19 protein-coding genes and 1 pseudogene are annotated in these 20,364 nt (G+C 67.1%); 9 read left to right on the plus strand and 11 right to left on the minus strand.

Going from position 1 to position 20,364, the window contains the following annotated elements; translation table 11 throughout:
* Window positions 1–77: 77 nt before the first annotated feature.
* Complete coding sequence (locus J2X46_RS19900) at window positions 78–1,133, minus strand: tyrosine-type recombinase/integrase (RefSeq protein ID WP_310253655.1); 1,056 nt, start codon at window positions 1,131–1,133, stop codon at window positions 78–80.
* Between the two features lie 693 nt (window positions 1,134–1,826).
* Between J2X46_RS19900 and J2X46_RS19905 the strand changes: the two genes are divergently transcribed.
* The 4 genes from J2X46_RS19905 to J2X46_RS19920 all read left to right on the plus strand — a co-directional run bounded on the left by J2X46_RS19905 (window position 1,827) and on the right by J2X46_RS19920 (window position 6,325).
* Window positions 1,827–2,657 carry an alpha/beta hydrolase gene (locus J2X46_RS19905; RefSeq protein ID WP_310253656.1) on the plus strand — a complete coding sequence of 277 codons (831 nt, stop codon included), beginning with the start codon at window positions 1,827–1,829 and terminating at the stop codon, window positions 2,655–2,657.
* On the plus strand, window positions 2,654–3,256 hold the full coding sequence (locus tag J2X46_RS19910) for a DsbA family protein (protein ID WP_310253657.1): 603 nt from the start codon (window positions 2,654–2,656) through the stop codon (window positions 3,254–3,256). Before J2X46_RS19905 ends, J2X46_RS19910 begins: the two co-directional genes overlap by 4 nt.
* Window positions 3,257–4,003: 747 nt before the next feature.
* Window positions 4,004–4,384 carry a nuclear transport factor 2 family protein gene (locus J2X46_RS19915; protein WP_310253659.1) on the plus strand — a complete coding sequence of 127 codons (381 nt, stop codon included), beginning with the start codon at window positions 4,004–4,006 and terminating at the stop codon, window positions 4,382–4,384.
* A gap of 45 nt (window positions 4,385–4,429) precedes the next feature.
* Window positions 4,430–6,325, plus strand: a complete 1,896-nt coding sequence (locus tag J2X46_RS19920; RefSeq protein ID WP_310253660.1) for a Na+/H+ antiporter NhaA — start codon at window positions 4,430–4,432, stop codon at window positions 6,323–6,325.
* Between the two features lie 347 nt (window positions 6,326–6,672).
* On the opposite strand, the gene J2X46_RS19925 is transcribed toward J2X46_RS19920, so the two are convergent.
* The 4 genes and pseudogenes from J2X46_RS19925 to J2X46_RS19940 all read right to left on the minus strand — a co-directional run bounded on the left by J2X46_RS19925 (window position 6,673) and on the right by J2X46_RS19940 (window position 10,379).
* Entirely contained in the window at window positions 6,673–7,575 is a 903-nt protein-coding gene (locus tag J2X46_RS19925) for an NADP-dependent oxidoreductase (protein WP_310253662.1), read from the minus strand.
* 148 nt (window positions 7,576–7,723) lie between these two features.
* Window positions 7,724–8,341 (minus strand): annotated as a pseudogene (locus tag J2X46_RS19930) (transposase); the annotation flags it as partial.
* A gap of 221 nt (window positions 8,342–8,562) precedes the next feature.
* Window positions 8,563–9,378: an ABC transporter permease gene (locus J2X46_RS19935; RefSeq protein ID WP_310253663.1), complete on the minus strand. Its 816-nt coding sequence runs from the start codon at window positions 9,376–9,378 to the stop codon at window positions 8,563–8,565.
* Complete coding sequence (locus tag J2X46_RS19940) at window positions 9,375–10,379, minus strand: ATP-binding cassette domain-containing protein (protein ID WP_310253665.1); 1,005 nt, start codon at window positions 10,377–10,379, stop codon at window positions 9,375–9,377. Before J2X46_RS19940 ends, J2X46_RS19935 begins: the two co-directional genes overlap by 4 nt.
* 94 nt (window positions 10,380–10,473) lie before the next feature.
* Here J2X46_RS19940 and J2X46_RS19945 point away from each other — a divergent pair, with 94 nt between their 5' ends.
* Window positions 10,474–11,097 (plus strand): TetR family transcriptional regulator C-terminal domain-containing protein, encoded by a 624-nt coding sequence (locus J2X46_RS19945; RefSeq protein ID WP_310253666.1) that lies wholly within the window; start codon window positions 10,474–10,476, stop codon window positions 11,095–11,097.
* Window positions 11,094–11,723 carry a hypothetical protein gene (locus J2X46_RS19950; protein WP_310253668.1) on the plus strand — a complete coding sequence of 210 codons (630 nt, stop codon included), beginning with the start codon at window positions 11,094–11,096 and terminating at the stop codon, window positions 11,721–11,723. The genes J2X46_RS19945 and J2X46_RS19950 overlap by 4 nt, the downstream gene beginning before the upstream one ends.
* A gap of 992 nt (window positions 11,724–12,715) precedes the next feature.
* On the opposite strand, the gene J2X46_RS19955 is transcribed toward J2X46_RS19950, so the two are convergent.
* Entirely contained in the window at window positions 12,716–13,048 is a 333-nt protein-coding gene (locus tag J2X46_RS19955) for a hypothetical protein (protein ID WP_310253670.1), read from the minus strand.
* A 203-nt stretch (window positions 13,049–13,251) separates the two neighbouring features.
* Here J2X46_RS19955 and J2X46_RS19960 point away from each other — a divergent pair, with 203 nt between their 5' ends.
* Window positions 13,252–13,839 carry a GNAT family N-acetyltransferase gene (locus J2X46_RS19960; protein ID WP_310253672.1) on the plus strand — a complete coding sequence of 196 codons (588 nt, stop codon included), beginning with the start codon at window positions 13,252–13,254 and terminating at the stop codon, window positions 13,837–13,839.
* Window positions 13,840–13,956: 117 nt separating this feature from the next.
* On the opposite strand, the gene J2X46_RS19965 is transcribed toward J2X46_RS19960, so the two are convergent.
* Window positions 13,957–15,195, minus strand: coding sequence for a thiolase family protein (locus J2X46_RS19965; protein WP_310253674.1), 1,239 nt, complete (start codon window positions 15,193–15,195; stop codon window positions 13,957–13,959).
* A gap of 133 nt (window positions 15,196–15,328) precedes the next feature.
* Here J2X46_RS19965 and J2X46_RS19970 point away from each other — a divergent pair, with 133 nt between their 5' ends.
* Both J2X46_RS19970 and J2X46_RS19975 read left to right on the plus strand, forming a co-directional pair.
* Window positions 15,329–15,835 (plus strand): hypothetical protein, encoded by a 507-nt coding sequence (locus J2X46_RS19970; RefSeq protein WP_310253676.1) that lies wholly within the window; start codon window positions 15,329–15,331, stop codon window positions 15,833–15,835.
* 7 nt (window positions 15,836–15,842) lie between these two features.
* On the plus strand, window positions 15,843–16,469 hold the full coding sequence (locus J2X46_RS19975) for a TetR/AcrR family transcriptional regulator (RefSeq protein WP_310253794.1): 627 nt from the start codon (window positions 15,843–15,845) through the stop codon (window positions 16,467–16,469).
* 2 nt (window positions 16,470–16,471) lie between these two features.
* On the opposite strand, the gene J2X46_RS19980 is transcribed toward J2X46_RS19975, so the two are convergent.
* The 4 genes from J2X46_RS19980 to J2X46_RS19995 form a co-directional block, all read right to left on the minus strand.
* Complete coding sequence (locus J2X46_RS19980; RefSeq protein ID WP_310253678.1) at window positions 16,472–17,284, minus strand: NAD(P)H-binding protein; 813 nt, start codon at window positions 17,282–17,284, stop codon at window positions 16,472–16,474.
* The gene (locus J2X46_RS19985; protein WP_310253680.1) at window positions 17,281–18,585 is read right to left on the minus strand and encodes an MFS transporter; all 1,305 of its coding nucleotides are present in this window, start codon (window positions 18,583–18,585) and stop codon (window positions 17,281–17,283) included. Before J2X46_RS19985 ends, J2X46_RS19980 begins: the two co-directional genes overlap by 4 nt.
* 113 nt (window positions 18,586–18,698) lie before the next feature.
* A complete protein-coding gene (locus J2X46_RS19990) occupies window positions 18,699–19,520 on the minus strand; it encodes an isocitrate lyase/phosphoenolpyruvate mutase family protein (protein WP_310253682.1) in 822 nt (273 codons plus the stop codon).
* A 10-nt stretch (window positions 19,521–19,530) separates the two neighbouring features.
* Window positions 19,531–19,929 (minus strand): nuclear transport factor 2 family protein, encoded by a 399-nt coding sequence (locus J2X46_RS19995; protein ID WP_310253683.1) that lies wholly within the window; start codon window positions 19,927–19,929, stop codon window positions 19,531–19,533.
* Window positions 19,930–20,364: the final 435 nt, after the last annotated feature.

The raw sequence follows: 20,364 nt of genomic DNA on the forward strand, positions 1-20,364 counted from the left end.
AACAGAGATTAGCATGCGTTTTATGAAAGATCCACGTTGTTCGGAGTGTATCGAGCAGGCCACGTCGTCACGTTTCGTCACTCCGACCCGGCGTCCGGCAGCGGCAGTCGGAGCCCGTCGACGGCGTCCCGTTTGGTGTCGAGCTTGCGTCGATCGTAACTGCTGGTGGTGCGCGGGTCGGCGTGTCCGGCGATCGCCTGGGCCATGGCCAGGTCGGTGCCATTGTCGAGCAGGTCGCCGATGACGGTGCGGCGTAGATCGTGTGGCTTCACGGCGCTGACGAGGTCGGCCAGGACACCGCGTCGCGTGAGGATGTCGGCGATCGTCTGTGCGCTCATGTGGTGATAGACGATCGTGCCGCCTTTGCGCAGCGGGCAGAACAGCGGGCCGGGCTTGCGGCCACGGATCCGCAGCCACGCTTCGAGCCAGGGCAGTGCCGCGGCCGAGACCGGGACGGTGCGCTCCTTGTTTCCTTTGCCGACCAGGCGCAGCACCTGGGTGCGTGCGGAGTAGGAGGAGAGGTTGAGGCCGGCGGCCTCGGAGCGTCGGATGGCGGTCGCGTAGACCACCGCGATGACCGCGGCATCTCGTACACCGAGGGGGCTGTCGTCGCAGGCCGTCAGGAGTGCTGCGAGCTCGGTCTCGGCGACGTCTCGCCCGGCGAGTTCCCGTTGGCCCTTGGCGGGCTCGAGGTCGATGGCACGGTGGTAGTCCTCGGCACTCATGAGCTCGAGTCGCCAGCACTCCTTGAGCACGCGACGCAGAGCCGACAGGTGCTTGTTGATGTGGCTGGGCGACCAGCCGATGTCCAGCATCACCGCGCGCAGGGCCGCGGTGCCCTCGTAGCGCAGCTCCCACCAGGGCACCCAGGCGCCCGTGATCAGCGGGGCGCCACGGTCGAGCTCGTCGGCGCTGGGTCCGTCGAGACGCACCCCCGCGATGATGCGCGCGAGCCGATCCAGGCAGCCGCGCATGGTGCGCTGGGTCTCGCCGGTCAGCTGGCCGAGGTAGACGCCGTATGGCTCCCGCTCGGGTGGCTGCTGGCCCGGCTCGATGACCAGCAACGGCAGCCGCGGATCGTCCACGGCCGCGAGCCGGTCCATCCCGCCGGGGTCCTTCGCAGTGGGGGCCATTGGTCGAGGCTAGGCGTCAGGGAAGGGCGAGGGCGTTCCGACACGCCCATAGTCTGTGGGAATGGTCATTCTCGATGTCTATATGTCCCAGTGCGGGACAGGTGGTCCTTGCAGGGATTGTGTTCGGGCTGTTGTCCTGCGTCGCTGAAGTTGGCGCCGACTCACTGAATCTGGCGCAGCCCGCGAGATCCACGCTCACGCTGGCCGTCTCGACGGCGCTGCGATTTCAAGAGTTGCGCCAGATTCAGTGACGCAAACGGCGTGGTCGTGCGTCACTCATTCTGGCGCACCGCAGGTCAGTGCGCCGGCGTACGCCAGATCCACTGACACAGGACGCGGGCGCATCGCGTCGGGCAGGCTGGGTTCGAATAGTTCCATGGGATTGCCCGAAGGGTCTTCGATCAGGACCTGCTGGCGGGCACGACACCAGTGACGATGTCGTTGCGGACCCGGAACCCCTTTTCCGCGCAACGACGCGGCCAGGTGCGTGAGGTCAGAGACTTCGAGCGAGAACCGGTTCCACCCGCCCGGCTCGGGCATCCTGCCATCAGGCATCGGCAGTCCGCCGCCGGCTGATGTGGGCCACTACCGTGTCAGGTATTCGAGCGTCCCGGGTGAATGCACGTAAGGGTCGCACCAGGGGCAGATACAGAGATCGAGACAACTGCAGGCAGTGGAAGGACGGGCCTGGGAGTGAGCGATGCCGCACGAGCCGAGGTGGCGGTCGAGCGTGGCCTGGTCTACGCGAGGGTTGGTCGTGATCGGCTCGAACTCGACGTGTACCGCTCTCCCGTCGAGGATGCACCTGTTGTGGTCTATGTCCACGGTGGAGGTTGGGTGCGAGGTGATCGCCGCGCCGAAGCCAGTTCCCGGCTGATGCCGTCGGCGCAGCTCGGCGTGACGATGGTCTCGATCGACTACCGCCTGGCACCGGGTGCCACCTTTCCCCGTCAACTCCACGACGTGAAGGGTGCTCTGCGATGGCTCCGCGGCCACGGGGAATCACTCGGATTGGATACCCGGCGGCTCGGGATCTGGGGGGCTTCAGCCGGCGGCTACCTCGCGTGCCTGGCGGCACTGACTGCCGACAAGCCCGAACTTGAGGGTGAGGTCGGCGGCAACCTTGACCAGCCGAGCACCGTGGACGCCGTGGTCGACTGGTTCGGTCCCGTGGACCTGGCCTCATCTGCTGCTCGTAGCGGCCCTGAAGCGCAGCTGCTGCCGTTCCGGTTCGAGGCCGACCTGCTCGGCATCACCGACCCGGCCCAACTCGCAGATCGGGCACAGGGCTACAGCCTCCTCGACTGGGTCCATCCGACTGCGCCGCCCTTCCTCATCGCTCACGGTGATCGCGACCGCATCGTCTCGCCCTCAGAGTCGCAGGCCCTCCATTACGCGCTCGCCCACACCGGCGTGCGCTGTGACCTGATACAGCTCGCCAATGCCGGCCACGAGGACCCCCAGTTCGACCGGCCAGAGACCTTGGCCCTGACCGCCGGCTGGCTACGAGGAGTGCTGACATGACGATCAATCCCGAAGCAAAGACCCACCGGGTCGAGCACTGGTTCGACTTCATCTGCCCTTACTGCTACATCGCGCAGGACCGCAACCGCATCCTGCGCGAACACGGAGTGACTCTCCTCGAGCACGGCATGCAGATCCACCCGGAGATCGGACCAGAGGGTGCCTTCGCCGGCCCCCGAGTCGGCGCGTCCTACCAGTTCTTGGCCGACCAGGCCGCCGAAGCCGGCCTGGCCCTGAACTGGAGCGACAAGATCGCCTACTCCAAGCCAGCACTCGTCGCACACGAATGGCTCCAGACGAAGGACCCTGAAGCCGCCGCGCGGTACGAGGCCGCCGTGTTCAACGCCTACTTCGCCGAGGGACGCGACATCGGCAGAGTCGATGAAGTGAACAACCTAATAACAGACGCAGGCGCCGACCTCGACGCCTACCACCAGGCCCATGAAGACGCCGAGGAGCTGTACCTATTCGCACAACTCGCCGCGGCAGACCGAGGCGTCCAAGGAACACCAACCTGGATCGCAGACGGCCACGCTGCCTCCGGCCTCAGGCCTCGGAGTTGGTTCGAGCAATGGGCGGCCGCACTGACAGCCTCGTAGCGGGTATCGCGCCGCGATGGCTGGGCGACAAAGCTGCACACCGCCGCCGGGCCGCATGGCCGCGGCCCAACCGGTGGCCCACTGCGCATGTGCTGGCTGCACCAACGGTTCAACAGGCCCGGCGGATGCCACCCGACGGCGCCGTGGCCGGTTGACCCTCGGCGGTTCAGGACTCAACAGGTTCCATCCGGCCCGGGCGACCGCGGCCGCGTGTACCTCACTGCACAGGCAGCTACGGTTTGGTCCACACCGAAACGTGACCGGCCGTTGGGTGACCCGCTCACCAGCGAATCCATCACAGGCGACAATGTCCCAGGGCAAGCGGCCAACGAGAACGCGCCCCACCAGCCCGACTGCGGCGCAGATCAGGACAACGGCAAGAAGACCGCTGCGTCCTCGACCGACGGCCTGTCACGACAGCCGGCCGGTGGAGAGTCTTCCGCCCGCGAGGACGTGGGTCTCTGCGCATGAGTAGCGTGGCCAGGGCTCGGCCGGATGCCCGGATTCCGGCGCCCGGCGCACAGGTCGATGGTCAGACTGGGACGGCATGAGTAACGTCTCACGCTACGCGTCATGACCGAGGTCGACGAAACGATTCTCCGTGCCTGGTCTGACCGGCCGTGTGTCTCACGCGCGGGCGGGGTAAGGCCAGCCTCTCGGGACGAGACTAACCCAGCGAGCGGCTGGCCCGAGGGACCACTGAGGCAAGCCGACCACGTCCATTTGACCCCTCGAAGGAGCACCATGATGGGTGAGCCGAAGCAGTCCGCCGAAGACCTGGCGATTCTCGAGCAGCTCAACCTCGACTACAACCAGGCCGACCAGGGAAGCGATGCCGCGCGTTTCAGGGAACTACTCGCGGAGGACTTCATCGTGCAGACCCCGGGTGTCACCCGCAACAAGGAGGAGTACCTCGCGTACATCGCCAAGCCGCGGCCGTTCAAGGACCTGGCCCTGCTGGAGTCGAGGGTCCGGATCCTCGGCGACGTCGCGTTGATTCACGGTCGCGCCTCGTACACCATGATCGCCGACGGTGTGAGGCAGGAGGCGCTGTACACGGACGCGTACCAGAAGCGCGGGGGAACCTGGGTCTGTGTCTCGGCCTGTGCGATCGCGCCGGGTTCCTGACCACCGGAACACCGACACCACGGTTGACCCTGGTGGAGACAACCCATGGAATCGGGTGACGAGGGGGCCTGGGGTGGAGTTTCCTATGAGGAGACCACACCCCGGGTCCACCCATTCTCCGGTGGACTGCGCAGCTTCACCGCCGCCGAGTCTTCCAGCGCGGTCGCCCTCAGCCTGGCCGTGGTCGCCGCCATCGTCTGGTGCACCAGCTCCCCGGAGAGCTACGAATCGGCGTGGTCGACCCGCCTGTCCTTGAGGCTGGGCGACCACGAGCTCTCCGAGACCCTGCGGGTCTGGGTCAACAGCGGACTCATGACGATCTTCTTCCTCGTTGTCGGCTTGGAGGCACGACGCGAGTTCGACCTCGGCGACCTGCGGGAACGGCGCCGGCTGCTCCTCCCCTGTGCCGCGGGCCTAACGGGCATGCTGGTTCCCGCCGCGCTGTACGTGGCGTTCAGTCACGGCAGCGACGTGGCTGGCGCCTGGGGCATGGTCATCTCCACCGACACCGCGCTCGCGCTCGGAGTGCTCAGCCTGGTCGGCCGCGGCCTCCCCGACCAGCTGCGCATCTTCCTGGTGAGCGTCTTCGTCGTCGATGACGTCGTCGCTCTGATCGTGGTCACCCTCGGCTACACCGGCCAGGTGAGCCTCGTGCCGCTCGTGGTCTCACTGGCTGCCCTGGTTGTGGTGGTACTGCTGCGACGTTTGATGACTCGTCCGCTTCTCCTACCGGTGCTGCTCCTGGTGATCGCCTGGGCCGGGCTCCTCGAGAGCGGGATCGATCCCATCATCTTGGGACTGGTGGTGGGGCTGGCCACGTCGGCGTACGCGCCGAGCCGTGGCGACCTCGAGGAGGCGAGCAGCCTCTTCCTCGGCTTCCGCGAACAGCCCACCGCCGAACTCGGCCTCGCGGCCAACGCCGGCGTGATCCGGAGCCTCTCACCGAACGCGCTACTCCAGAGTCGGCTCCTGCCCTGGACCGGGTACGTCGTCGTGCCGTTGTTCGCGCTCGCGAATGCCGGCATCGAGCTTGAACCCTCCTTCCTCGCCTCCGCCTACACCGACCCGTTCGTGTGGACCATCGTCGCGGCCTACGTTCTCGGGAAGCCTGTGGGCGTCGTGCTGGCGTCCTGGCTCGTGCAACGGCTGACCGGCGGCACCGTCAGACCCGCCGTGGGGTGGACCGCCGTCCTGGGCAGCGGCACCCTGGCCGGCATCGGGTTCACCGTCTCCTTCATCGTCGCGGCCATGGCGCTGAGCGGCGACCGTCTCGAGGAGGCCAAGCTCGGCGTCCTCACCGCCGCCGTGCTCGCGGCGACGATGACACTCGTCATCTTCGCCCGGACCTCCCGGATGAGCCAGGAACGCCGCAACCGCGCCATCCTCGGGCAGGTGTTGCCGATGACCGACCTGTGCACGGACGTCGACCCCGAGCACGACCACATCCGGGGCGCCGAGGACGCCACCGTGACCCTGGTCGAGTACGGCGACCTCCAGTGCCCCTACTGCGGACGCGCCGAGCCCGTCGTCCGTGAGCTCCTCGCCGACACAGACCTGCGCTACGTGTGGCGCCACCTCCCACTCACCGACGTCCACCCGTTCGCCCAACTGGCCGCCGAGGCGATCGAGGCGGCCGGCGCCCAGGGACGCTTCTGGGAGATGCACGACCGGCTCCTGGCGCACCAAGACCGACTCTCGCCACACGACCTGCTCGAACACGCACGCGCCCTCGACCTCGACACCGACGCGTTCCGCGACGACCTGCGCAACCACCGCTACGCCGCGCGTGTGGCTCGAGACACCGACTCCGCCGACCTGTCCAGGGTCAGCGGAACCCCGACCTTCTTCATCAACGGCCGGCGACACCACGGCTCCTACAACCTCGCGACCCTCACCACCGCGATCACCGAGGCCCGCGCACGAGCCGCGATGCAGGACTAGCAACACCCCGGAGGTCCCTGACGACGCCTGATCCGGTGGGTGACCCGACCAATCAGCACCCCGGAAATGCATCCGAGCAGCGAGCCGGGCACGTCTCGATGCGCTTGCTCGGTGACGGCCTTTCTCCCCCACGCTTGTCGCCAGTCCCCGTCCCACCTGCCAGCCCATCACGAGCAAACCGTGGCCGCCGGGAACACAACGTCTCCCGGCGAGCACCGTTCACATCCCGAACTCACTGTCCGACCGAACTCAGGTACCGCAGATGCCATGCAGTCCTAGGGGCCGGGGCAGATCCGACCCGAGCCTCGCAGGAGGCTGCTAGCCGTCTCGCGACCCCGGACCAGGCGTTACGGGAGGACGCTGATGATGGTCTTCCCGTTGAGCCGCCCGGTCGGGTTCAGCGCGGCGACCGCATCGTCGAGAGGTGCGATGGTGCCGATGTTCGTCCGTAGCCGACCGTCACGAACCCGGCTGACGATCTCCGTGAGCTGGGCGCGGTCGGACTCCACGACGAAGTCCACCACCCGGCCATCGGCCGGTCGCGCCTCAGCCGGTCCCACGATCGAGACCAGCGTGCCGCCGGTGCGGATCAGGGCTGCGGATCGCTTCTGGATGTCGCCACCGATGACGTCGAAGACCAGGTCGACTCCGCCGATGTCCTCGAGGGTGTCGTTGTCGAGGTCGACGAACTCGTGGGCACCGTAGTCGAGGGCCTTTCCTCGGTCGGCGGCACGGCCGGTGCCGATGACGTAGGCGCCGGCCTCTCGTGCGAGCTGGGTCACCATGGTCCCGACCGAGCCGGCTGCGCCGTGGGCGAGAACACTCTGTCCGGCCTGCAGGTGACCGTGCTGGAAGAGTCCTTGCCATGCCGTCAGGCCGGAGATGGGCAGGCTTGCGGCGACGGTGAAGTCGACATCGCCCGGTAGCGGCGCCAGGTTGCGGGCCTCCATGGCCACGTACTGGGCCAGGGTGCCGTCGCGGTGCCAGTCCGCCAGGCCGAACACTCGCTGTCCGACCGCGAGCCCCGTGGTTCCATAGCCCAACGAGGTGACGATTCCCGCGAGCTCGTGACCGGGGATAGTCGGGGTCCGGTCCCGGTCCTGCCGATCGGTCCAGGTCGAGGGCCACGCCAGCTCGGTGGCGACGAAGCCCGCCGCGTGGATCTCAACGATCACGTCGTTGATCGCGGGCGTCGGCTCCGGCCGCTCCTCCAAGGTCATACCGGCCGTGCCCGCGGCCTCATCTGTCACCACAATCGCCTTCATCGTGTGCCTCCCTTGTGTTCGCCCTCGTGTTGGGCCTCGTGTTGGGCCTCGTGGACATGATCTGTTCGGGTTCACCTGTGTTCGTAACCCAGGACCAGACCGTCTTACCCCACGAAGCAATGCCGCGTGCCGCTCATCGGCAGCACACCGTCATCGGGGAGCGTCGGGGCAGTTTGAAGGGATCGGTGCGGATCTGACCTTGGACCAGGTTGGTGAACACGTCGATCTCGAACTCCAGATGGTCCAACAGCCGACGCAGCGAGGCGATCCGAGCCGCGTACGGCGCCGGCAGTTGGCGGGTCGAGGCGAGCCGGAGCCGGTCCAGCAGCGCGGTGCCATCCATGCCGAACAGGTCGCTCACCAAGACCTGAACCCCGCACTTCGCCAGTACTGCGTGGACCTCGGCCTTGCAGTGCGACCGCAGTCCGACCAACTTTGCTCGGTGTCGGACCAGTTCACGCAGCTCCCGGGTCGCTGGCGGCGCGATCCATGCCTCGGGCAGCCGGCCCATCCGGAGCAGGTCGGCGGCGTCACGGAAGTCGTTCTTGACCCGTCGGTACTCGAACGCCTTGACCCCCAACAGGTGCGCAAGGTGCACGTTCGCGCCCGCTGCCCGGAGGGCGTCGACGGCCCAGTACCAGCCATAGATGGCCTCGAGCACCACCTCGGGGGACTCGGGGGACTCTCCGCCGCGTGCGATCACCCGGTCCAGACTCTCGACGTCGTTGAGGATCCGGACCGACTGCAAGACTTTCTCCCGACTCGGGTCGTTCGCACGATCACGCTACGTCGGCGGTGAAGCTCGATCCCAACGAACTGCTTGCCTGCGTATCCTGACGTCAGGGGCCTCCTTCGTCATCGAAGTCGAGTACACCCCAGCATCCGCCGGGGCCGCACGAACGCGGAGGCCCCGGCCCCTTCATCGCATCACACGCAGATGCGACGACCTTGGCCGTGTGAGCTGGGCAGTTGTCAGGTACAGCGGTTGTAGGCCCGTAGTGAGAGTGGAGCGAAGATCAATACGAAGGCGGCCATCCAAGCGCTGGTGAGGAGGACCGGTTCGGCGACCGGGCCTCCCATCATCAGGCCTCGCAGGGCATCAACGAGGTGTCCCACGGGGTTCCAAGCGACGATGGTTTGCAACCACTCGGGCATGGTCTCGGGAGGGACGAAGATGTTGCTGGTGAAGGTGATCGGGAAGATGATGACGGCCGCCAGTCCCTGGACTGCTGCCGTGTCACGGATCGCGAGGGCGAGGAGCACCCAGACCCAGGACACCGACAGCGCAAAGGCTAGGGCGAGGCCACCGGCTGCGAGCACGTATACGAGATCGGTTTGGAAGCGGACCCCCAGCAGGAGGCCGAAGCCGATGAGTGCAGCGAGAGACACCACCTGGCGCACGATGTCGCTGCCGATCGCGCCGATCAGGGGGGCGATGCGCACCAGGGGAAGGCTTCGGAATCGATCGAAGATGCCCTTGGCGAGGTCCTGACTCAGTGACGCCGCGACACCCATGGTGGCAAACAAGGTCATCAGTCCGACGATGCCCGGGAAGATGTAGTGCAGGTAGCCGTCAGTGTCGCCTGAGACTGCGCCGCCGAAGATGTAGCCGAACAGACACAGGAAAATCGCGGGGCCGAGGATGACGTCCGCGAGGCCCATCGGGTGCCGTCCGAGTTTGATGATCCCGCGTTGGGCCAGCACCATGCTCTGTGAGACCGCGTCGGACAGAGTGGCGTGCTCGCGGGTTGCCGGTGTCAGGGCTTCGATTGGCGGTGTGATGGTCATGGGTTCGATCCTTCAGACGAAGTTCCGGTCGTGTTTTCGTTGGCGTCGCTTGTTGCGTGGTGACCGGTGAGAGTCAGGAACACGTCGTCCAGGCTCGGGAGTCGCAGCGCCAGCTCGCTGACCTCGATGCCCGCTTCGTCGAGCTGACGGACCACGGTGGGCATGATGCGGCCGTCGGGGACGGGGGCGCTGAGTTGGCCGGTCTGCTCGTCGGTGATTGACGGGGAGCCGATGACGGTCGTGACCATTCGAGCAGTCTCACCCAACCTGGCCGGGTCGGTGACCTTGATCTCAAGCGTCTGACGCCCGAGTCGGCGTTTGAGATCGTCCGGCGTTCCTCGAGCCACGATCCGGCCTGCGTCCAGGACGACGACGTCATCGGCCAGATGATCGGCCTCCTCCAGGTACTGGGTGGTCAATAGCACTGTCGATCCGCGTTCGGCCAGCCGTTGAATGACCGACCAGATGTCGCCTCGGCGTGCGGGGTCGAGTCCCGTGGTGGGTTCGTCGAGGAACACCACGGCGGGCTGACTGACGAGGCTGGCTGCCAGGTCCAGGCGGCGACGCATCCCACCTGAGTACGTCTTCACGGGCCGGGCAGCGGCTTCGTGCAATCGCGCGTCTTCGATCAAGTCGCTCGCGCGGTGCCTCGCCTGTCTCTTGGACAGGCCCAGGAGTCGGCCGATCAGGGTCAGGTTCTGCATGCCCGTCAGGTCCTCGTCGATCGAGGCGTACTGACCGGTGAGGCCAATCAGTTGGCGGACGCGGTAGGCGTCCCGGACGACGTCGTATCCTCCGATGCGCGCAGAGCCCTCGTCGGGACGTAGGAGGGTGGCAAGGATCCTCACGACCGTCGACTTGCCGGCACCGTTCGGACCGAGCAGACCCAGCACGGCACCGGTCGGTACGTCGAGGTCGATCCCGTCCACGGCCGTCGTGTCGCCGTACCGCTTGACCAGTCCAGCAATCTCGATGGCCGGGCTTTGGCGCTGGCTCAGCATCTGGAACTCATCTCCGTTGCTCTTTGCATTGCAGTCGTAACGTAATACACGGAAGGGATTTTTGCAATACGATCGCAATGTGTAGAGTCGGGGTATGCCGAAGCGTGTCGATCATCAGCAGCAGCGAGAGCTCATCGCCGCAGCAGTGATGCGGGTGGCCGCGACCCAGGGACTGGAGGCGGTGAGCTTGCGACACGTGGCCAGCGAGGCCGGCGTGACCGCCGGCATGGTCCAGCACTACTTCTCATCGAAGGACGCAATGATGAAGTTCGCAATGGATGCCGCGAGTACCCGCATCGGGGAGCGGATGAGCATGCTGATCGACACACTCGGCGAGCAACCCGCGCCGAAAGAACTGGTCAACGCGGTTCTCACAGCCCTGTTGCCGACCAGCGAACCCGGCGCGGCCGACGACGGCCGCGTCGCTCTTGCGTTCATGGCATACGCCGCGACCAGGCCGACCGTCGCCGAGGACCTTGAGCGCAGCAATGCGGGCATGCGTGAGTTCATCGCAGGCCTGCTGCGACAGGCCATCTCCGATGGACAAGCACCGGCCTCACTCGATCCAGACTCAACGGCCGCAGCCCTCCTGGCGCTCACCGACGGCCTCGCCGTGCAGATGCTCAGCAGCAACCTCCCCGCCGAAACCGCGATAGCCGCCCTCGGAGCGCAACTCGACCTGACCTTCGCGGCCGACCACTCCCAGGAGCATCCATGAACCTGCGTCAGGTACTCACGCACACACGCACCGAAGTTGGGCAGGAACTGGCGCTCTACCGGTCACTGGCCAGGTGGCTCGTCCGTCGCCCCGACGTCCCGCACGGCGCGACACCGATCGGGTATGCCCAACTCTCCGCGCCGATGATGTGGCTGTGGATCTTCGGCTCCGGCACCGAGGTCGTCGTGGTCGAGGTGGTGCTGCGCAACATCGACGCCCGCTGGGCTGACGTCATCCGGGTGCCACTGCTCGTCCTGGGCATTTGGGGCTTGCTGTGGATGCTCGGCCAGCTCGCAGCTTCCAGAGTCCGGCCTCACCTTCTCACTGCCGATCACCTACGAATCCGCAACGGATCCCGCACCTGGGTCGACATACCTCTACAGGCCATTGCCGGCGTCCGGTCTACCGAGCACACCTATCCAGGCGTCATGAAGCCACTCCACCACGAGGACGATCTGCTCCTCGTCGGCGTCAACTTGCGCACCAACCTCGAACTCGTCCTCCACCGCCCCGTCGCCCTCGACACTTCACAGGGCAGCAGAAATGCCGATCGAGTCGGGCTCTGGGTAGATGACCCGCGCGCCGTCGCGACCCAGCTCAAGACAGAGGCCGCCCAGGATGCCTGAAGCCAGAGTCGCATATCCTGAGATTGACCTTGATCAGATCGAGGTGACCTACGGAAACGCAGCCGGCTGCCGTACATAAGGTCAGTCGCTAAACAATTGATGCCAGTTGTCAATCTTCGCTGCATCTCGACATGTGTCGAGACGCAGGAGAGATTGGCGAACCTCCCGCGCGGAGCTTTGACGCATTAGCCCCGATCCGCAGGATCCATCAAAGTACGGACCGCACGAGACATCGCTTCTTGGAGAACGAAAGTCACGGACGAGTGCGGGCTCAGAAGGACGTCACGGCCGTCGTGGAGCCTCGGCGCCGGGTGCACCACCTCGCGGAACCCTAAGCTCGCAACGTGCCGATGGTCCCGAGTAGGCGACGACGGGTCATCGAGCTTCCGGCGTTGGTAGAGCCCTCTTCTGCCCGATAGATGTTGAACAAGGGGATTGTCGACCCGACCGCTGCGAAGGCGGCGACCAGTGCCACCACCGCCGTGGCGAATACCAGCCGATGCGCCCTACCCTGCTCGACAGGGTCTATCACAACAGCCTGGTTCTGCATCGAGCCGTGCCTCTCCGATTCTCAACCACCACGAGGGTCCTGGAGCCCTCCGGAATGGTCGATCAGCGACTTCGCTACGCCGGCTCCGTTAGTGGCCAGAACGCGTGGGGGTCTTACCTGCATGAGGGCCGCGAGCCACGCGCACCGTTGCCGCGACGGCGCGCGTCACATCGTCCGAAGCGCGTCGGCGAGCCGGTCGTAGTCCTATGCGGTGTTGTACGTCGCCGCGGCGATCCTGAGATGCGCCGCTCCGTCGAACAGGATCGGGCCGACTTCGATCCTCTGCTCGACGCTGAGCTGCTCATCGAGACGGTCAACATCTGCCGCGCGCTCCAGGTGCCATCGGCCAACCGGAGGAGCCGCATCGTAGGGGACGGCTCGACTGGTAGGGCCTCGAGGGATGTCCCAAGAGTCTCCGCGAGGAGGCGTTGTCCCTGGTCAACTAGCTGGCTTCGTCGACGAGGAGCTCGGCCGCTGGGTCTGCCTCCAGGCGTTCGTCGGGGATCGGCACGCCGCTGCGAACCGACAGCCCGTAGGTACCCTCTCGGAGGCGCTCGGCGGCCCGGCCCAGTGCCGCCAGGCGCCGGTTGAGCTGTTCTGCTACCGCGTCGTCAAGCAATTCCTGAGCCAACGGGTTCGCCGTGTCGTCAACCGAGGTCGACGCCTCGGCCGCGCCCTCCAGATCAGCCGCACGTGCCATCGCTGAGCTGGCGATGAGGTCCTTGACTCGTTCACGTTCGCTCGCGATCAGCTCATGCGCGCGGCGCGGGTCCATGTGAAAGCTCCCTGGGGTCACGGTTGGGCGGTCAGCATCGGGTTAGTAGCAAGTCACCGGCAGCATCTTTCGTTGGCCAGTCGGTTCTCTACCGGCCGCGTATGCGCGGTCGTGGCCGGATGGACGACACGGTCCACTACGAAGTAGCGTCAACCACCGCCCATCACGCCCGCCTGCGCGCCATGTCTCACCGAGGAGCAGCGTTGACTCACGAGATCACGATCGACGGTTCAACCATCACCACCCCGCGGTTGCGGCTACGTCCGTGGCAACGCGACGACGCGGTCGGCGCACTCGACATCTACGGCAGCCCCGAGGTCTCCCGCTGGCTGGCCCCGGCCATGGACCACGTCGAGGACCTCGATCAGATGCGCAACGCGATCGACCGGTGGATCGCCCAGCCGCTCGGCGCCGGCGGTCGGCCCAGTGGCCGGTGGGTGATCGAGGAGACCGAGACCGGCCGCATCGCCGGGTCGGGGCAGATTCTCCCGCTCCCGCCGTTGGGCGCAGACCTCGAACTGGGCTACCAACTCGCGCCGTGGGCGTGGGGACGAGGCTTCGCCGCCGAGGCCGGTCACGCGCTGGCGCACTACGCCTTCACCAACGGCGAGCAGGAAGTCTTCGCCGTGGTGCGACCCAAGAACGACCGCGGAGCACACGCCGCCCGTCGGATCGGGATGGAGTGGGTCGGCGAGACCGAGAAGTACTACGACCTGCGCCTTCAGGTCTTCCGGCTGCGGAAGGCCGACCTGGACATCTCCTCCCTCAAACCTCGGCCGGTCGAACGCTGACCTTCCCTTTGACCTTCCCTTTGGCCTTCGCTCGGGCCTTCCATCTCGCCTGCCCGGGCCAGGCGGGTCCGGGTTCCGGCCGTTGACGACCCCGCCGCGGGCCTGTTGGCCTGTGGCTCAGATCTGGGTGTTCTCGAGCAAAACGGCGACGCCTTGTCCGGAGCCGGCGCACACCCCCAGCACCCCGTAGCGTGACCCCTGCTCTCGCATTGAGAGCGCCAGGGTGTGGAGATAGCGGGTGCCCGAGGCTCCGAAGGGGTGGCCGACCGCGACGGCTCCCCCGTTGAGATTGAGACGCTCCTCGGGCACCACGAAACCGCCGAACTGCGTCGACAGCTCCCGCAACACCCCGAGTGCCTGGGCCGCGAACGCTTCATGGACCTCCCACACACCGACCTCATCGGGCGCGATCCCAGCCTGCTTGATCACCTTCGCGATCGCCCACGCCGGCGCGATGCCCATCAGCCCCGGCTCGAGCGCATGGATCGCCGAGCCGGCGACCCTCGCCAGGGGCGAGACACCCAGGTCGGCGGCCGCCTCACGGCTCGCGATGACCACGGCGCTCGATCCATCCGACAACGGACTCGAGTTCCCCGCGGTCATCTGGGTGGTTCCGGGCTGAGGTACGAGGGCGCCCAGCGCCTCGAGTGTGGTGTCGGCCCGGATCGTCTCATCGTGCTCGAAGAGCCGCTCCGGGGTGCGTCTGGTCGCCGGGATCATGACGGGCACGATCTCCTCGGCCAGTCGGCCTCGGTCACGAGCCCGGGCGGCGCGCTGGTGTGAGCGAAGCGCGAACGCGTCGATCTCCTCCCGGCCGAGCTGGTACTTGTCGGCGACGTTCTGCGCCGTCTCGATCATCGAGATGTAGGCGTTGCGCCTCACCAGCTCCGGGTGCGCCGGTCCCCCGGCACCGGTCCACATGGTGTCGAGCATGAACTGCGGCCCGCGGGGCGCGAATGGTGCGTCGGCCTTCATGAACGCCCACCCCGAGTGCGACATCGACTCCACCCCGGCGGCCAGTCCGATGCTGATCGCGCCGACCTGGATGGCGTGGGCCAGGCCGACCGCGGCGCTGAGCGAGGAGGCGCAGTAGCGGTTCATCGTGATCGCAGGGACGCTCTCGGGGAACCCGGCTGCCAGCGCTGCCCATCGCGCGACGTCCCCCATCCCCTCATGGGTGGTGTTCACGCAGCCGGCCGCGATGTCGTCGACCCGGTCGAGAGGAACCCCGGCGCGGTCGCAGGCAGCGACCATGGACAGTCCCAGGAGGTCGTCCAGGCGCAGATGTGAGAGCGACCCTGCGTACTTGCCGAACGGCGTGCGGGCGCCGGCCAGCACGTAAGCATCGGTAGCCATGGGTGAACCGTAACGAGCAATGGACCGTATAGTCCATGCGGATTGTCATCCAAGGTGACAACGGCGGTCGGCCGGCGCTGGGTTCATCGAGCGGTCGAGGAAATTGGACCGCGTAGTCCCGCGTGGTGGCAGGATGGGAAAGCAAGCCGGCAGGCAGGGGAAGGAACTGATGAAGACGCATTTCGCGGAAGTTCTGGCTCGTGAGAGTGCTCGCCTGGCCGGCATCACCGACGGCGCGAAGCTGTCGTGCTGGCAGAGGAAGCTCGTCGAGGAGCTCATGACGCCGGACTCGCCCTACGCACGGGCGTTGCGGCAAACCGGCGGCGGGTCGGACCGCGCCGAGTTCCTCGATCGGTGGCGAGCACTGATCGAGGATGCTGTCCGTGAGCTGGTCCATCGCCGTGCCATGGGTGCGAGCGATTCGGCCTCGGGACCACCAGACCGCGCCGCCGGCGTCGACCCTCATAGGACGGCGGTCCTGGTCCTCGCGGCCCTCCACGGCGGAAGCACGCTGAGCCAGATCGCGAAGAACTCGTGGCCCCTCAACGCCGCGCTCGACCTTGCGTTGGCGCCCTTCAAGGCACCGTCCGGCCCTGATAGTGGCGAGACCTCATGCGACCCGAACCGATCAGTACCATGAGCCAGTGATGACGACCGCGAACTCGCCCAACGGCCGCCGCCTGACGGCGCGCGGCGCAAAGACGCGAGCGCGGATCGTCAGCTCCGCGGCCGATCTCATGTTCATCCAAGGCGTCAGCGCGACCACACTCGACGAGGTCCTGGCTGCCAGCGGTGCGAGCAAGTCCCAGCTCTACCACCACTTCAACGGCAAGGAAGAGCTCGTACGTGCCGTCGTCGAGCTCGTCGGTCAACGCGTGATGGAGCGCGAGCGTGACGCCCTGGGCAACGTCTCCACGATCCGTGGTCTGCGGCGTTGGCGAGACGCCTTGGTCCAGAACAACGCGGTGCGCCACGGTGCCTACGGCTGTGCGCTCGGCTCACTCGCCTCGGAGGTTTCCGACCATGATGACCTCGCCCGCGAAGCGCTGGCCCAGCTCTTCGCCGAGTGGCAAGGACTCTTGGCCGATGTGCTGCGCCGGCTTCAAGACACCGGACGCCTGCCGTCGGACGCCTCGATCGAGCAGCTCGCCACCGGTCTGATGGCGGCCCTGCAGGGCGGTTACGTCCTGGCCCAGACGGCACGGGATGTGGCGCCGATGGTCACCTCGATCGACATGGCGCTGGCGCATATCGAGAGCCTGTCTCCACGCTGAACTCACCCTTTCCACGCGTCAGCCGCCGGCAAACTGTCGAGCCACTCCGAGAGATCCGGCCCGAGCTTGCGGGCGTCAGCGTCGGGTAGCAGCGTGCCGTCGGCGAACGCCGGGAACGGCACCGGCACGGTGATCACAGGTCGGTGATCGCCGGCGTGCTCGAGGTAGCGAGCGGCGAGGACCGGAAGTCGGATCGGGTCGGGGCCGGCGACCGTGAGGTCGTGCGGTGTCTGATCCAGTGCTGCTTCGACGAGTACCTCACCTACCGTCGCCACGGCGATCGGCTGGATGAGCCAGTCCTGTGCCGAGACCTGTCGTTCGCCGAGGGTGACCGCCGAGGGGTTGGTGGCGAACTCGAACCACTGCGCGGAGCGGACGATGACGTGTTCGATCGAGCTCGCGCGCAGGATGGACTCCTGGTCCTGTTTGGCGCGATAGTAGGCGAAGTCGTCGAACCCGGAGTCGTCGACGTTGATGATCGAGAGCAACACCAGCCGTTGCACCCGTGCCCGCGCACAGGCCGAGACGAGGTTGCGCATCGCGGCGCCAACGGCGTCGCGTCGAGTCATCCGCTCGTGGGGCGACGCGACGTTCGAGGCGTCGATCACCACGTTGACGTCTTCGAGTGCCCGGTCGAGCCCGTGTCCGGCGATGAGGTCAGTGCCCGCGGCCCGGGTGAGCGCGAGGACGTCGGCGCCACGGCGTCGAAGCTCGTGGCACACGTGGCGGCCGGCGAGGCCGGTGGCCCCGGCGACGGCAACTCTCATGGGAGTACCCACCTTTCGAGTGCAGGCCCCCGGTACGGGCCAGGTCATGGTCGGGGGGCGAGTGTCACGAGCCGTCCTGCCACGGCGGCGAGCACGGAGGCGGCCAGGACGACGACGCCGGCGGTGAGGAAGACGGTCTGCAGGCTCGTCGAAGAGACCAGGATCGCTCCGAGACCCGACCCCAGCGCGACCGCGATCTGAAGGTTGGTCACGTTCACCGCTGACGCGGCCTCGGGTGTCTCGGGGGCGGAGTCCAGGATCCAGACCAGGGTCCCGGGGTTCACGACTCCCCAGAACAGGCCCCACGCGACGAGCAGCAGGCCGGCCAGCCATGGCGTGGTGCCGGCGCTCGCCAGCCCGATGAGCAACAGGGCCACCACCGTGCCGGCTCCGGCGAAGCTGGCGATCACGCTGCGCTTGAACAGCGCTCCGGCGACCAGGGAGCCGACGATGCCGCCGACGCCGTAGACGACGTACAGCACGGAGATCGCGCCGCTGGACAGGTGCGTGTGGTCGGTCAGGAACGGCGTGACGTAGGTCCAGGCAACGAACTGCCCGATGAAGACCAGCGCGCCTGCTGCCATCCCGAACCGCGCGGCCCGACGCCGCACGACCCCGACGAGATCGCGCAGGTGTGTGCGCCCATCCGGAGAGATGGCTGGCAGCACGACCGCTTGTGCGATCACGATCAGCAGTGTCGCCGCCGCCGCGATGCCGAAGGTGAGTCGCCAGCCGACCACGTCGCCGAGGAACTGACCGGCCGGCAGGCCGACGACCGTGCCACCGGAGATACCCGCCGCGATGATGGTGATGGCCCGAGTGCCGCCGGCCGGCCCGACCAGCTTGGGTCCGACGGGTGAGACAACGGTCCAGAACGCTCCCAAGGTGGCGCCGAAGAGCATGCGGGCGATCAGCACCAGGATGAAGTTGGGCGCCACCGCGACGACCGCGTTCGACACCAACACCGTCAGGCCGAGCGCGAGGATGACCGAGCGCCGGTCGAACCGCCCGGAGCCGAGGAAGAACAGCGGTGCCGCGACGGCAGCGCTGAAACCCGGCACGAGCACCATCAGGCCAGCCAGGCCCAGGGAGACATCGAGTCCGCTCGCGATCCTCGGCAGCAGCCCCACCGGAAGGGTCTCGGTCATGACGATGACGAAGGCGCCGAGCGCAACGGCGCCGACCGACGCCCATCCACGCCTGCTCCCGGTCTCGGTGGGACCGGGAACGGCCGCGGCGTCGTGGACCGCCGCGGGCACGGTCGGGAGCGCGGCGGCGCACGAGGGGGCGGTCACGACCCGCAGCGATGTCGTACGGGAGGTTGTCGTTGGGTCGTCGGTCTCGGTCATGTGCTCTCCTGGTTTCACGCTCGGCTAGCTGCATTCCGCACGGTCGGTGCACGGCGTCGGACCCGGCCACGGCACCGAATGTGGGCGCCGAAGGTGGGCGCCGGACGGCCGCCTCAGCCGTTGATCAGCTCGACGATGTGGCCGAAGCCGAGATCGGATGCGAGTGCCGTGAGGTCTCCCGCCACGAGCCTCGCGGCAGCCGTGCGGGTGGCGCCGAGGGCGTGGGTGTACGGGTCGACCCCGAGGCTGATGCGCCGGACGCCGATCGCGCGTAGTTCTGCGAGGGTCATGCCGTCGTGTGGGCCGACGAGGAGGTTGACCGGCTTGGGCGCGACCGCGGCGACGACGGCTTGGACCGCGGCCCGGCCGGGCAGATTCGGCGCGTAGAGGACATCTGCCCCTGCCTCCGCGAAGGCCTCCAGCCGGCGGATGGTGTCGTCGAGGTCGGAGATCCCCCACAAGAAGTTGTCCGTCCGGCCGGTGAGCACGATCCGTCCACGAGCCGCCGCGGCGGCCGCCTCGATACGGCGGACCGCGTCGTCGAAGTCACGAATCGGGTGGGACGGGTCGCCGGTGGTGTCCTCGACTCCAATGCCGGCCAGGCCGCGGGCGATGGCGGCCTCGACGGTGGCCCGGACGTCGTCTGGTGTCTCACCGTAGCCATCTTCGAAGTCGCCGTTGACCGGGAGCCCACTTGCCGAGGTGAGCAGGGCGGCATGGTCGAGGTGCGCCTCCCGGCTCACGGCGTGAATGCCGTCGACGCGGCCCAGAGTCGCGGCGAACGCAGCGGACGAGGTAGCGACGGACTTGAAGCCAGCCTCCTTGAAGAGCAGCGCCGACGGCGCGTCCCACGCGTTGGGCATGATGAACGGCTCGGGGCCACGATGGAGCTCGACGAACTGTTCGTAGCGTGCTCGGGCAGCAGTCTGGGACATGGCGACCGGGTCAGACGACCGGGATCGGGTCGAGCGCACAGGCCGCTACACACACCCACCCGCCGGCACGCTTCTGGTAGGTGTCGGTGTAGAGGGCCTCCTTCTCGACGCCATCATCGAGCGTGGTCAGCGTGCTGCGAGCATGAATCAACGCGACGTCACCAAGGATGCGGATGTTGACGTCGTGCACCTCGAGGTTCGTGAAAGGTCGCGGCTTCGCGATGTACTCCAGATACTCGGCACGATCACGGGTGACACCCTCGGTCTGCATGATGAAGTCGTCGGCGAGTAGCTCCCTGAACCGTTCGACATCGTTGCTCTGGTCGGCATGGATGTAGTCCAGGTTGAGCTGCTCGAGCGCGGCAAGATCCTCGACCGGCCTCGTCGTCCCACTCGTCTTCTCGCTCATCGTCTCGCTCCTTCAGTTGCGCGGTTCCCCGGCGGAAGTGGCCCGGACGGGGACGTGCAGTGGTTAGTGTCGACCCACCGGACCCGTCTTACGGACCGAATGCGACTGCTCCGACGGCGCCGGTCACCTCGGGTTCGAACCAGGAAAGGCCGACCGTGCCGGCACGTTGACGATGGCTGTCGAACCAGGCATGTCTCCAAGTAGCGCAGCGCGCCTGCCGCCGTCGTCGGAGGTCGAGGCCACCGGCTACCTTGGTGGCGTCAGCATCAAAAGGAGGGCCATGAGATCCGAGGGCGTCCGAGACATTCTCCTGTGGACCGCGGTTGCCATGTGCGTGATCGCGACAGCTGTTGCCTTCTCACGCGGCGACGGTGGCCAGGCGGCGGGAATCGGCACTGTCGGGTTGGGCCTTGCCTTGATCGCGATGGTGGTCAG

It is taken from the genome of Nocardioides sp. BE266 (assembly GCF_031457855.1).
Taxonomy (GTDB): Bacteria; Actinomycetota; Actinomycetes; order Propionibacteriales; family Nocardioidaceae; genus Nocardioides.